This window comes from Marinobacter sp. VGCF2001 (assembly GCF_049943275.1).
Taxonomy (GTDB): domain Bacteria; phylum Pseudomonadota; class Gammaproteobacteria; order Pseudomonadales; family Oleiphilaceae; genus Marinobacter.
In genome coordinates, this window is the sequence record NZ_JBNFVX010000003.1 from 32,851 (window position 1) to 45,197 (window position 12,347).

Genomic DNA, 12,347 nt, shown 5'->3' on the forward strand with positions numbered 1-12,347 from the left:
AGGACAACAACAAGAGGTCAAGATAAATGAATAATATGTTTGAGTCAGGGCTGGATAAGGCAGAGGCCAATTACACGCCTCTGACGCCGGTTACGTTTATCCAGCGCACCGCGCTGGCACACCCGAACCGAACGGCGGTCATTCATGGAGATATCCGCCGATCCTGGTCCGAAACTTATCGGCGGTGTTTGAAGATGGCTTCGGCACTGCGCAAGCTGGGCGTGCGGAAAGGAGACACGGTGGCGGCACTTCTGCCAAACATTCCTGAAATGCTGGAACTCCACTTTGCGGTGCCCATGATTGGCGCGGTGTTGAACGCCCAGAATACGCGGCTGGATGCCAAAACCATGACCTTCATGCTCAATCATGGCCGTGCCAAGGTATTCTTTACCGACAAAGAGTACAGCGATCGTGCCGGTGATGCGCTGGCCGGTTGTGATGCCAAGCCCATTGTGATTGATGTTGATGACCCCTGCTTTGACGGCGGTGAGCTGATTGGCAGGATGACCTACGAAGATCTGCTGGCCACCGGCGACGACGACTTCCAGTGGCAAATGCCGGACGACGAATGGCAGGCCATCGCGCTGAATTATACCTCTGGTACCACCGGCAACCCGAAAGGCGTGGTGTATCACCACCGAGGTGCGCATCTGAACGCGTTGAGCAACGTGATCGGATTTGGTCTTCCAGAGGGCGCCGTGTACCTCTGGACGCTGCCCATGTTCCATTGCAATGGCTGGTGTTATCCCTGGGCGGTTACTGCGGCGGCGGGAACTCATGTCTGCCTGAGAGCCCCGCACCCGAAACCGGTGTTTGAGGCGTTTGCGCAACACGGTGTCACGCATTTTTGTGCGGCGCCCGTGGTGCTGAATATGTTGATCAATGCGCCGGAAGAGCAGAAATTGCCGTTCAGCCAGCACATTACTGCCGCCACCGGCGGTGCCGCGCCACCGGCCGCCACCATAGAAGCCATGGAATCGATGGGGATCAAGGTGGTCCATCTGTACGGGCTCACCGAAACCTATGGCCCCAGTCTGATCTGTGAGTTCCAGGACGACTGGCACGCGCTGGACGCCAAGCAGAAAGCCGTCAAGATGGCACGCCAGGGGATTCTGTCGTTGTCCATGGCCGACATGATGGTAGCCGACCCCCATACTATGAAGCCGGTCGCCCGGGATGGGGTGGCCATTGGCGAGCTGTTCGTACGGGGTAATGCGGTGATGAAAGGTTACCTGAACAACCCCGAGGAAACCGGCAAGTCCTTCAAGGGCGGCTGGTTTCACACCGGCGATCTGGGCGTCTGGCACTCGGATGGCTACGTTGAAATCAAGGATCGATCGAAAGACATCATCATTTCTGGTGGCGAGAATATCTCTACGCTGGAAGTGGAAAGCACGTTGTATGACCATCCCGCGGTGATGGAGGCGGCAGTTGTCGCAGCACCGGATGAGCACTGGGGCGAGATTCCGTGTGCCTTCATCACGCTCAAGCCCAATAACGACGGCCTGACCGTCGACGATATTGTGGCCCATTGCCGGGCTAATCTCGCCGGCTTCAAAGTCCCGAAGAGGGTGGTGTTCGCGGAGGAACTCCCGAAAACCTCGACCGGAAAACTCCAGAAGCATGTGCTCAGAGGCCAGTTGGGAGCACAGTAGCCTGACGAACGTTGATGGTGTGGTGATTTACCCCGGCTGATGCCGGGGTTTTTTGTGGCTGAGATTCGGGTTCGTTGCGCACCAGAATCAAGGTGCAAAAAAAAGCCCGGCGTGTGGCCGGGCAACAGGAGGATTGTCTCTACAGGGCGAGCCCCCCAAGCTTGGTTTCGAGGTATTCTTCAATACCCTCTTGGGCACCTTCGCGGCCCAGGCCACTGTTCTTCATACCGCCAAAGGGGGCAGCCGCGCTGGTCGGATTGATATCGTTGATACCAATAATGCCAAAGTCCAACGCCTCGAACGCCTTCATGGCGGTACTGATGTTGTTGCTGTAGATGTAGGCAGCCAAACCATAATCGGTGTCGTTCGCCATGGCGATGACATCGTCTTCAGAGCGATAGCTAACCACCGGCGCCACCGGCCCGAAGGTTTCCTCCCGGTAGATGTCCATGGCCGGGGTGACACCGGAAAGAACGGTCGGGGCATAGAAGCAGCCGGCGCCCAGCTCGCCCTCCGTCAGGCGCTGGCCGCCGGTTTCGATCCGGGCGCCACGAGCGACCGCGTCTTTTACCTGGCGGTCGACTTTCTGGAGCGCCAGTTGGTTGATGAGTGGCCCGACACCGACGCCGTCGTCCATGCCATTGCCGGCAATCAGGCGACGGGCCCGGCTGCTCAGCTCCGCAATGAAGGGCTCCAGCTGGTCTTCATGCACGAAGATACGGTTGGGGCTGATGCAGGCCTGCCCGGTGTTGAGGAATTTCACCAGCGACAAGCCCTTGGCGGCATACACCGGGTCGGCATCGGGGAAGATAATGGCGGGGGCATGGCCGCCCAGCTCCATTGAGACCCGCTTCATGTTGGCCGCAGCCAATGCATTGAGCTCCTTACCAACGGGCGTGGAGCCGGTAAAGGTGAGCTTGCGAACCCGGGCGTCGGTACAGAATGCCTGGCCGACGCGTTCCGGATTCTGCACTGTGATGGCATTAACCGAACCGGGGGGGAAGCCGGCTTCCTGAAAAATCTCTAGCATGGCCCTGGCGCACAGCGGAGTACTTTCCGCGGGCTTAAGAACCACGGTGCAACCCGCCGCCAGAGCTGGCCCGAGCTTGCGGGTAATCATGGAGATGGGATAGTTCCAGGGGGTAATGGCACCGACCACGCCGACCGGGGATTTTTGCACGAGAAACCGCTGGTTCTCACGTGACGAGGGAATGGTCTGGCCGTAGATCCGCTTGGCTTCCTCGGCAAACCACAGCAGAAAATCCGCGCCGTACTGAACCTCGTTCAGGGACGCTTTCAGCGGCTTGCCCTGTTCCCGGGTCATCAGTTCAGCCAGCTCACGCTTGCGTTTGATCATCAGCTCCCAGGCCCGATAGAGAAGTTGGGAGCGATGGTAGGCGGTGGTGGTTTTCCATTCGCCAAATCGGTTGTGGGCGGCGGCAATGGCCGCCTCAATATCCTGATCGGTGCAGTCGGGTACTTCGCCGATGACCTCGCCGGTTGCGGGGTTGGTTACCTGAAACTGCGGTCGATCGGTAATCCATTCGCCATTGATGAACATGATGGGTCACCTTTCAAACGGGGTTAAAAGTCGAGTTCCGATAATGCCATGATCGACTCCTCGCCGGCGCGCAAAGCGGCCAGATAGCCCGAGCAACGTGGCAAAATATGGTCGAAAAAGAAATTGGTGGTATGCAATTTGTTTGTGGCGAAGGCCGTGTCGCCATCGTCTTTGCCCGCAGCCGCCATGGCTGATTTCAGCATAAGCCCGGCGGCCGTGACTGTTGAGCAGAGCATGAGGTAGTTGAAGGCGACCGAGCCCGCAAAGTTCGTGTTTTGGCGTTGCTCGAGCACCAGGCGGGTCGCCTCTTCGACAAAGGCGATGGCCTGCTCGAATCGGTTCATTCGCTCGTGCGTCAGCATTGGCTGGCCGGCGTCTGTCGCAGCCCAGGTGCGGATGTCTGCCAGTAGTTCAGTCATGGCTTTACCCTGGTCGCGCAGAGTTTTTCGGCCAATCAGATCCAGTGCCTGAATCCCGTTGGTGCCTTCATAGATGGGCAGAATACGGGCATCGCGATAATGCTGGGCCACCCCGGTTTCTTCCACAAACCCCATGCCGCCATGACACTGAATGCCCAGTGACGTGACCTCCTGGGCGATCTCGGTACACCAGCCTTTTACAATGGGGGTCAGAAGATCGGCCCGGCGCTGGTATCTGGCTCTGACGTCTTCGGGCAGATCCTGGCCCTTGGCGAAGTCGACGGCCACACATCCGGTATAGGCGAGTGCCCGGGCCGCTTCGGTCAGGGCTTTCATGGTCATCAGCATCCGACGCACATCCGGGTGCCGGATGATAGGAGATGGGCCCTGTTCTCCGGGAGCTGCGCCCTGTGCGCGTTCGGCGGTATAAGCACGGGTCTGCTGGTAAGCCCGTTCCGAGATGGAGACCCCCTGCAGACCAACGGTCAGGCGGGCATTGTTCATCATGGTGAACATACAAGCCAGGCCCTGATTTTCTTCCCCAACCAGGTAGCCAATGGCGCCGTCGTTATCGCCATAGCTCATCACGCAGGTGGGACTGGCGTGAATACCGAGCTTGTGTTCGAGCGACACCGCCCGGCAGTCGTTCCGAACGGTGGCGTTGCCGGTATCGTCGGTGAGAAACTTGGGCACGGCAAACAGCGAGATGCCCTTCACGCCCTCCGGGGCATCGGGCAAGCGGGCGAGCACGAGGTGGACGATGTTCTCGGCCATATCGTGTTCACCCCAGGTAATAAAAATCTTCTGGCCTTTGATCCGGTATACCGCGCCATCCGGCGAGGCCTGGGTGCGGATGCCCGACAGATCCGAGCCGGATTGCGGTTCGGTCAGGTTCATGGTGCCGGTCCAGTGGCCCGAGATCATGTTGGCCAACAGCTTCTGTTTCAGCTCGTCGCTGGCATTCTCGGACAAAGCCTCAACGGCCCCTTGGGACAACAGAGGACAGAGCCCCCAGGCCATGTTGGCGGAATGCCACATTTCCTGAACGGGGATGGCCAGAGAAAACGGCAGCCCCTGGCCGCCAAACTCGGGATCGAACTGCAGGCTGGCCCAGCCGCTGTCGGCATACTGCTGATAGGCGTCACGGAAGCCTTCGGGCGTGGCAACTTCCCCGTGGGCGTCCAGTTTGACACCGGTGCGGTCACCAACGGCATTGGTGGGTGCGATCACGGAACTTGAGAACCTTGCGGCTTCTTCAAGAATGGCCGAGACGAGGTCTTCAGACGCGTCCTCGTAGCCGCAGGCCTTGACCATTTCAGCAAAGCCGGCAACGTGCTGGAGGCTGAACGCCATGTCCCTTGTGGGTGCTCTGTACTCTGTCATGGTAAGTCCTCAGCTCATGAATTGGCCGCCGTTAACCGACAGGTTGGTGCCGGTGACAAAACCTGCATCGTCGGCAGTCAGGAAGGCAACGGCCCGGGCGATATCCTCAGGCTGGCCCAGACGCCCGACCGGAATGCCATCAAGAATGCTGTTGAGGACTTTTTCCGGGACTTTGCGGACCATCGGGGTGTCGATGTAACCGGGCGACACGGCGTTTGCGGTAACGCCTTTACGGGCACCTTCCAGGGCAATGGATTTGGTGAATCCGTAAATGCCAGCCTTGGTGGCGGCGTAGTTGGATTGACCAAACTGGCCTTTTTCACCGTTCAGCGAGGAAATGTTGACGATACGGCCAAAACCGCGTTCACACATACCCTCGAACACCTGTTTGCACATATTGAACATGGACGTGAGGTTTACGCTGATCACCTGGTTCCACTGCTCGGGCTGCATCTTTTTCAACGGCGCATCGTTGGTGATGCCGGCGTTGTTGACCAGAATGTCGACCGGGCCGTGGTCTTGTTCCACTCGAGCCATAAAGGCCTGGCAGCTTTCGTAGCTGGTGACATCCAGCGGGTACACGGCGACCTCAATGCCTTCGTTGCGCATCTCGGACTGCCAGACTTCGGCATCGGCGGTGGACTTCTGGTCTGGCAGGTGAGACGCCACGATGGTGCGGCCCTGCGCCGCGAGCGCTTTGCACATACTGGTACCCAGACCACCTGTGGCCCCGGTTACAACGGCGATACGATTAGTCATTGGATTCTCCTTTCGGTTGTTTGCGTGATTGCAGGTTATTTGAGTAGTTTTTTGACGGTTGGCGACTTTGAGATGGCGCCGGCGGAACTGTATTGCTGGCTCCGGGCTTCAATCTTTGGCAGTTCGTACAGGTAATTCACCATAAGCCCGCCCGACTGCTCGAGGCCCTTTGCCGAGCTGTCGGCCATCCAGTTGATGCGTGCGACCTGGGCGCCATTACTCAGGTGAAAATGGGCGACCGGGTCCAGTGCCCGGCCGGAGTCTTTCTGACACAGGCACAGGTAAGCGGCGCCCAGTTTGGTCAGCGTGTCCTGTTTGGTCTGATCTGCCGGTTCGGTAACGGCCAGGGAGCGGGGCGGCGGCAGGTTCAGCCAATCAGCCCCGCCTGGCAGCTCCGCCAGGGCCGCAGGCGCACAGCGCTCCAGCCACTTCGCGAAACCGGGCATGGGGGACAGGGTGGCGAACTGCTTCAGTTGTGGGCACTCATCGCTCAGCTTTTTCACCACCTGCTTGATCAGAAAGTTACCAAAACTGATGCCCGCCAGGCCTTTCTGGGCATTGGAGATTGAATAGAAAATTGCGGTATCTGCAGTTTCGGGGGCCTGGGTTGGCGCGTCTTCATCGAGCAGTTTCTGGACATTTCCTGCCAGGCCGTTCACCAGAGCCACCTCCACAAAGATCAGAGGTTCCTCGGGCATATTAGGGTGGATAAAGGCAAAGCAGCGGCGGTCGGAATCCAGCCGGTTTTTCAGGTCGCTCCAGCTTTTAATGGCGTGCACCGCCTCGTAGGCAATCAGCTTTTCCAGCATGGCGGCGCTGGAGGTCCAGGTAATTTCTTCCAGTTGTAATAGCCCGACATCAAACCAGGTCGCCAGCAATTCCCGGAGATCGGTCTCTAGAGGCTTCAGAGAGGGGTATTCCTTGCAGTAAGCCAGCAGCTCCTCGCGCATATCAACCAGAAACTTGACCCCCGATGGCACGCCATTGAACTGTTTCAGCAGTGTGGTCCGACTGGGCTCGAGTGCCTTGCGCAGCGCCTGAGCGGCATCTGTTTTTCTGGCATCGGCCGCGTTGTGCCATTGGTGGATGGCGGCTTCGGCCTTCTGTTCGTTGACCCCGTATTTGTCAGCCAATAGCCCCAGAAACCGTATTTTTCCGGTTTTTGACAGCTTGAGATAGGCGCGCCCGAGCAGGGCCGCCCGATTTCGGGCTTCTACCTGACCACCATTTTCAGCGAGGCAGTTATCAATCCAGGCCCGAACGGTCGCAAGGTCTGGCTCCTCCAGATCGGCAGAAATATTCATGATGTCGGAGCCGCGACGATTCACCGAATCCAGCCCTCCGGGCACCAGTTTCTTGAATGCCCTCTCAAAGATATTCACAGGTTGAGCTTGCATGCCGCGTCTCCCGTTCTGCGAAGCGGTGTTGTCTTTGTTGTTGAAACGAAGGCTATCAGAGCGATTCTAAAAAACCAAGTAAAAATACTTGGTTTAGTGGATGTAAACCATTAGTGTATTAAGTTCATGGATCAATAAGAGGAATAAAACAATGCAAGAGCTACATGGTTACTATCTGGAAGATCTGGAAGTGGGAATGCAGGCGTCTTACGCGAAAACCATCACGGATGCCGATGTCGTGCTGTTCGCAGGCATCAGCGGTGACGACAACCCTGTGCACATCAATGCCGAGTACGCCAAGACCACGCCGTTCAAACAGCGCATCGTTCATGGCATGTTCAGCGCGGCTCTGGTGTCGGCGGTTCTGGGCACCCGTTTGCCGGGCCCCGGCGCGATTTACATCGACCAGCAGATTCGGTTCAAGGCCCCGGTACACATTGGTGACACGGTTGTGGCTACCGCCAAAGTCATTGAGATCAATGAAGAGCGCCGTCGCGTCAAGCTGGAAACCATCTGCAAAGTTGGTGATACGGTCGTTGCCGAGGGTGTAGCAACCAATATGGTCGACCGCCGGCCGGCTTAAACAGGAGTGCGTTATGTTATTGAATAAAGAGAAGTCGATTGTCACGGTTGTCGACGTTCAGGCCCGGCTTTTGCCGGGGGTTCACGAGCATGAACGCCTGGTCGATAACTGCAAATGGCTGGTTCGGCTGGCACAGCTGATGGAAGTCCCGGTTATCGGCTCTGAGCAGTACCCGGATGGTCTGGGTCATACCGAGGACAGCCTGCGCGCGTTGGTGGGCCCGGCCAACCTGCACGCCAAGACGCTGTTTTCGTGCATTGACGATGCGGGTTTTGAAGCGGCTTTTGGGGCTCATGACCGGCCGCAGGTTGTGGTGTGCGGGATGGAATCTCATGCCTGTGTGGTTCAGTCTGTGCTTCGGATGCTCGAAAAGGGGCTGGAGGTGTTTGTGGTGGCGGATGCCATTTCAGCCCGAAATCCGCTCGATACGGAGATTGCGTTAACCCGCATGGAACGTGCCGGAGCCCAGTTGGTTACCCGGGAAATGGTAGGGTTTGAATGGCTGCGCGGCTCAGACGCCCGCGAGTTCAAAGCCTTCAGCAAAGAGTTCCTGAGGTAGTATGATGTGGGGCTGCGGCTTATGCGGCCATGGCCCCGGATATCCGCCGCACGAATACTGACCGTCCTGCCCGATCCCGGAGATCTGTCGCCCATGAAAACCCGCACCCCGGAAGAAGGCTTTTCTGCACTGACGGACGATGCAGAGAGAAACCGGTTGCTGGCGGAAATGGCCGAGCAATCGACCGATATGATCTCCCGCCATACCCCGGACGACTGGCGTTTTATCTATGCCTCACCCGCCGTAACCCATTTGCTGGGGTATCGTGTTGAGGAGATTGTCGGAATGTCCGCCTACGATCTGTACCACCCGGACGATGTTGAGGATTTCCGGTTGCGTGCACCGACGGTCACCTACGACCGGGGGTTGTACACGCACACCTATCGATTCCGGTGTAAAGACGGCCATTACATCTGGCTGGAGAGTACCAGCAGGACCATCAGAGACCCGGACACCAATGATATCCGGGAAATCCTGGTGGTTTCCCGGGATGCCACGCACAGAATCAAGGCGGACAAGGCCAACCGGAGGTTAGCCAGAGTTCTGGAAAGTACGCAGGATCTGGTGGTGTTCGTGAATCTCGACCAGACAGTCTCTCATCTGAACGAGGCCGCCAGGAAGGCCTTGGGACTGGAGCAGGTCGACTACACCTCGTTTGACGTTGTTCGTTTCCTGACAGAAAAAGGCCAGCGACTGCTGGAGGGTGAGGGGTTCCCGGTGGCGAGACAGACGGGACACTGGCGGGGTGAGTTGGCCATGTGCAGTCTTGCGGGTGCCAGGATTCCCGTTCTGCTGGAGCTGCTGGCGCACCGGTCGCTGCACGGAGATATTGAATATTTCTCCATTGTTGCCCACGACCTCACCGATAAAAAAGCCGCTGAGGAACAGTTGAAGCAATACCGGGCAGACATCGATCACGCCAGCCGGCTGGTCACCATGGGGGAACTGGCGTCCAGCCTTGCTCACGAGCTCAACCAGCCGCTATCGGCCATGGTCAACTATCTGCGAGGTATTGAGCGTCGTTTTGCCGGCCGTGAAAGTATTGGCTGGAATGACGTGGAAATTCCCATCACCCGGAGTATCCGGACTGCATTGAGAGCCGGGGAGATTATCCATCGGATGATGGACTTTACTCGCAAACAGGAGCCGGTGATCACGGCGCTGGTGTTGCCCGAGCTGATTGGCGACATGATTGAATTCTGCGAATCCATGGCCGACCGCTGTCATGTTCGGGTGGTGACGGAGATGCCCGAGCAGCTTCCACTGGTTCGCGGTGACCGGATTCAGCTGGAGCAGGTGCTGCTGAACCTGATTGTCAACGCGATTGAGGCGAGCGAGACGGCTGGGGTAGAGCCGAAAACGGTACGGCTCACCGTCACTCAGCCTGCGAGTGATCAGATACAGGTGAGTGTCTTGGATGAAGGCCCGGGTATCTCAGAGGCCGATATGTCTCAATTGTTCGAGCGTTTTTTTTCCACCAAGCAGTCTGGCCTGGGCATGGGGCTGGCCATTAGCCGCTCATTGGTGGAGAATCTGGGGGGCGAGCTGTGGGCGACAAACCTCTCTGAGGGTGGCGCGTGCTTTTCATTCACCCTGAATACTGCCAACTGACCAATTCATGACCTCCAAAAACGACGTTCAAACGGTGTTCGTCATCGATGACGATGCGGATGTTCGCGATTCTCTGCAATGGTTGCTGGAATCGGTCGGGCTCCGGGTGCAGACGTTCGAGGATGCCCTGACATTTTTTGACGCCTTCGATGAGCAGCAAAGTGGCTGTATTGTCATGGACGTGCGAATGCCTGGCCTGAGTGGCATCAACGCCCAGAAAAAGTTGCCGGAGCACAACATTGAGCTGCCGGTGATCATGATTTCCGCCCATGGCAATGTCGACATGGCGGTGCGGGCGTTAACACAGGGCGCCCTCACCTTCATCGAGAAACCCTTCGATGATCAGGTTTTGATTGATCATGTCCACAATGCTCTGGAAAAAGACCGCGCCCGGTTTGCCCGGCGCAGTTCCCAGGCCAAAATCCGGGATCGCTACGATAGCCTTACTCGCCGGGAACGCCAGGTTCTGGAGCTGATCGTCAAAGGTTTTTCCAATCAGGAGGCCGCCGATGAACTGGGCATTAACCGCAAAACGGTGGAGGGGCATCGAGCCAATATGATGGCCAAGATGAAGGTGGACTCGTTTGCAGAGCTTGTGCAGATCGCGATTGGCTTGGGGCAGGTGAAAACCCTGGACTTCGAGTAACCGAGTCCAAGGTTTTAACCCGTTTGCCCGCCCCCGCTACGAGGCTGTCGCTTCCCTGTCTACTGCTGCCTGCTTGTGCAGCGATCGAACCGGCTTGGCAAAGACCTTGCCCATTAGCGGTTGTTTTCTCCGGCGATCACGTCCTGAAACTGTCGTCAATGCGATCCAGCCGCCGCAGCAATCCCGGCCAGGCCAGCTTGCCGCCCAATCCCCTGGTAACGGTACTGGCCTGCTGCTGAATGCCCGCCAGAATGCTGTCATCAATGCGCACCAGCTTTTGCCCGGTCGCCATGGCCTGCAGTTGCACCTCGCAGGCTTTCTGCAGTATGTACATTCCCAGAAACGCGTCGGCGATACTCTCGCCGGTGGTCAGCAACCCGTGGTTTCGCAGGATCATGAAGTTGTTCATGCCCAGATCGGCCTGCAGGCGGGCTTTTTCATCTTCCCTAAGCGCAACGCCCTCATAATCGTGATAGGCCAGATTAGAGAGCGGGAACAGGCTTTGTTGGGACAGCGGCTGCAGGCCATCTTCCAGAGTTGAAACGGCGACGCCTTCGGTGGTGTGGGTGTGCATCACGCACTGGGCGTCTTCGCGAACAGCGTGTACCGCGCTGTGAATGGTAAAGCCGGCCGGGTTGACGTCGTTATCGTCGGCGTTGACTTTATGGCCGTGCTGATCGATGCGGACCAGACTGGAGGCGGTGATCTCGTCGAACATCATGCCATACGGGTTGATCAGAAAATGATGTTCTTTGCCCGGGATGCGAGCCGAGATGTGTGTAAACACCAGCTCATCCCAGCCAAAATGCGCCACCAGACGGTAGGCGGCAGCCAGATCGACGCGCAGCTGCCACTCCTCGGGGCTGACAGTGTCTTTACGGGAGGGAGTTGTTTCAGATGAGGGCATGGTTGGGTAATCTCCTGCTCTTTCGTTGTTGTTTTACTGGATATTAGCGGCCGAGTGTAGGCAGTGAGAAACGGAAAACACTGTCAAAAACTTTACATTCAATAAGTCATTGATTCTCTAGAGTGCGGCGAGGTTGTCTGCGTAATGATAGGTGTGAAAGAAGTGCTGGCATCCTGCCCTATGTTGGCGGGGTTTCCGGAATGTGCGTTCGATGAGCTGACTGCGATGGCCCGGGTCAATCGGTTCAGAACCGGGGAGCCTATCTATGAGGGCGGCTCCATGCAGTCATCGTTGAGTGTTATTGCCCGGGGCTCGGTGCGCCTGACGTCGGTCAACCCGGCAGGCCGCGAAGCCACGCTGATGCTCTTTGAAGAAGGCTCCTGGTTTGGCGATTCGGTCTTTTCACCAGGTATGCCCCGGGTGTACAGCGTGACGGCCCACGAAGATACGGAGCTCGTCGAGTTACCCGGCGACAAGTTGCGGGCGTTGATGGCGAGTTATCCGGCCAGTTACCCGGTGGCCCTGGATTTGGTGAGCCGGAGGCTACTGGCCGCGCTGACCACGCTGGAAGACGATGCCTTGCGCAGCGTCCCGGTCCGCATCGGTCGGCGTTTGCTGTTGTTGGCGGAGCTTCAGAAAAGCGGGGAAAGCGCAAACGTGACCCTGAAACTGACCCGGGAACAGATTGCCAACCTGATGGGCATGACCCGACAGGGAGTGCATAAAAGTCTCAAGGATTTTGAAGAGGAGGGCTTGTTAGAGTTTTCCTATGGCCAGGTCACGATTACTGATCCAGCTGCATTAAAGGAGTTTGTAGAGAGCCAATAACAGTACTGGCATGAATAATAAGCAGACAATCAAAATCCT

The 12,347-nt window shown here is 57.5% G+C and carries 11 protein-coding genes; 6 read left to right on the plus strand and 5 right to left on the minus strand.

Translation table 11 applies throughout. From position 1 onward, the window contains the following. Positions 1–26 precede the first annotated feature (26 nt). Positions 27–1,655 carry an AMP-binding protein gene (locus ACP2AU_RS05495; protein ID WP_426375108.1) on the plus strand — a complete coding sequence of 543 codons (1,629 nt, stop codon included), beginning with the start codon at positions 27–29 and terminating at the stop codon, positions 1,653–1,655. A 139-nt stretch (positions 1,656–1,794) separates the two neighbouring features. On the opposite strand, the gene ACP2AU_RS05500 is transcribed toward ACP2AU_RS05495, so the two are convergent. Genes ACP2AU_RS05500 through ACP2AU_RS05515 form a run of 4 tightly spaced genes read right to left on the minus strand, consistent with a single transcriptional unit; the run spans position 1,795 to position 7,174 of the window. Further along, on the minus strand, positions 1,795–3,216 hold the full coding sequence (locus ACP2AU_RS05500) for an NAD-dependent succinate-semialdehyde dehydrogenase (protein WP_426375109.1): 1,422 nt from the start codon (positions 3,214–3,216) through the stop codon (positions 1,795–1,797). A gap of 23 nt (positions 3,217–3,239) precedes the next feature. Then, positions 3,240–5,018, minus strand: a complete 1,779-nt coding sequence (locus ACP2AU_RS05505; protein WP_426375110.1) for an acyl-CoA dehydrogenase — start codon at positions 5,016–5,018, stop codon at positions 3,240–3,242. A 9-nt stretch (positions 5,019–5,027) separates the two neighbouring features. After that, positions 5,028–5,777: an acetoacetyl-CoA reductase gene (gene phbB, locus ACP2AU_RS05510; RefSeq protein ID WP_426375111.1), complete on the minus strand. Its 750-nt coding sequence runs from the start codon at positions 5,775–5,777 to the stop codon at positions 5,028–5,030. Between the two features lie 35 nt (positions 5,778–5,812). Continuing rightward, a complete protein-coding gene (locus ACP2AU_RS05515) occupies positions 5,813–7,174 on the minus strand; it encodes a malonyl-CoA decarboxylase (RefSeq protein WP_426375112.1) in 1,362 nt (453 codons plus the stop codon). A 151-nt stretch (positions 7,175–7,325) separates the two neighbouring features. Between ACP2AU_RS05515 and ACP2AU_RS05520 the strand changes: the two genes are divergently transcribed. From ACP2AU_RS05520 to ACP2AU_RS05535, 4 genes are all read left to right on the plus strand, one after another. After that, positions 7,326–7,757, plus strand: a complete 432-nt coding sequence (locus tag ACP2AU_RS05520; protein ID WP_426375113.1) for a MaoC family dehydratase — start codon at positions 7,326–7,328, stop codon at positions 7,755–7,757. Positions 7,758–7,770: 13 nt separating this feature from the next. Then, entirely contained in the window at positions 7,771–8,316 is a 546-nt protein-coding gene (locus ACP2AU_RS05525) for a hydrolase (protein WP_426375114.1), read from the plus strand. A gap of 93 nt (positions 8,317–8,409) precedes the next feature. Continuing rightward, complete coding sequence (locus ACP2AU_RS05530; RefSeq protein WP_426375116.1) at positions 8,410–9,927, plus strand: PAS domain-containing sensor histidine kinase; 1,518 nt, start codon at positions 8,410–8,412, stop codon at positions 9,925–9,927. A 7-nt stretch (positions 9,928–9,934) separates the two neighbouring features. After that, entirely contained in the window at positions 9,935–10,573 is a 639-nt protein-coding gene (locus ACP2AU_RS05535; RefSeq protein WP_426375117.1) for a response regulator transcription factor, read from the plus strand. A 136-nt stretch (positions 10,574–10,709) separates the two neighbouring features. On the opposite strand, the gene ACP2AU_RS05540 is transcribed toward ACP2AU_RS05535, so the two are convergent. Beyond that, a complete protein-coding gene (locus ACP2AU_RS05540) occupies positions 10,710–11,480 on the minus strand; it encodes a class II aldolase/adducin family protein (protein WP_426375118.1) in 771 nt (256 codons plus the stop codon). A 144-nt stretch (positions 11,481–11,624) separates the two neighbouring features. Between ACP2AU_RS05540 and ACP2AU_RS05545 the strand changes: the two genes are divergently transcribed. After that, on the plus strand, positions 11,625–12,308 hold the full coding sequence (locus ACP2AU_RS05545) for a Crp/Fnr family transcriptional regulator (RefSeq protein ID WP_426375119.1): 684 nt from the start codon (positions 11,625–11,627) through the stop codon (positions 12,306–12,308). The last annotated feature ends 39 nt before the right edge of the window (positions 12,309–12,347 follow it).

Bases quoted from the DNA above. Each gene is read 5' to 3' on its own strand.
- ACP2AU_RS05495 (WP_426375108.1), top strand. From the start codon at position 27: ATGAATAATATGTTTGAGTCAGGGCTGGATAAGGCAGAGGCCAATTAC.
- ACP2AU_RS05500 (WP_426375109.1), bottom strand. From the start codon at position 3,216: ATGTTCATCAATGGCGAATGGATTACCGATCGACCGCAGTTTCAGGTA.
- ACP2AU_RS05505 (WP_426375110.1), bottom strand. From the start codon at position 5,018: ATGACAGAGTACAGAGCACCCACAAGGGACATGGCGTTCAGCCTCCAG.
- phbB (WP_426375111.1), bottom strand. From the start codon at position 5,777: ATGACTAATCGTATCGCCGTTGTAACCGGGGCCACAGGTGGTCTGGGT.
- ACP2AU_RS05515 (WP_426375112.1), bottom strand. From the start codon at position 7,174: ATGCAAGCTCAACCTGTGAATATCTTTGAGAGGGCATTCAAGAAACTG.
- ACP2AU_RS05520 (WP_426375113.1), top strand. From the start codon at position 7,326: ATGCAAGAGCTACATGGTTACTATCTGGAAGATCTGGAAGTGGGAATG.
- ACP2AU_RS05525 (WP_426375114.1), top strand. From the start codon at position 7,771: ATGTTATTGAATAAAGAGAAGTCGATTGTCACGGTTGTCGACGTTCAG.
- ACP2AU_RS05530 (WP_426375116.1), top strand. From the start codon at position 8,410: ATGAAAACCCGCACCCCGGAAGAAGGCTTTTCTGCACTGACGGACGAT.
- ACP2AU_RS05535 (WP_426375117.1), top strand. From the start codon at position 9,935: ATGACCTCCAAAAACGACGTTCAAACGGTGTTCGTCATCGATGACGAT.
- ACP2AU_RS05540 (WP_426375118.1), bottom strand. From the start codon at position 11,480: ATGCCCTCATCTGAAACAACTCCCTCCCGTAAAGACACTGTCAGCCCC.
- ACP2AU_RS05545 (WP_426375119.1), top strand. From the start codon at position 11,625: ATGATAGGTGTGAAAGAAGTGCTGGCATCCTGCCCTATGTTGGCGGGG.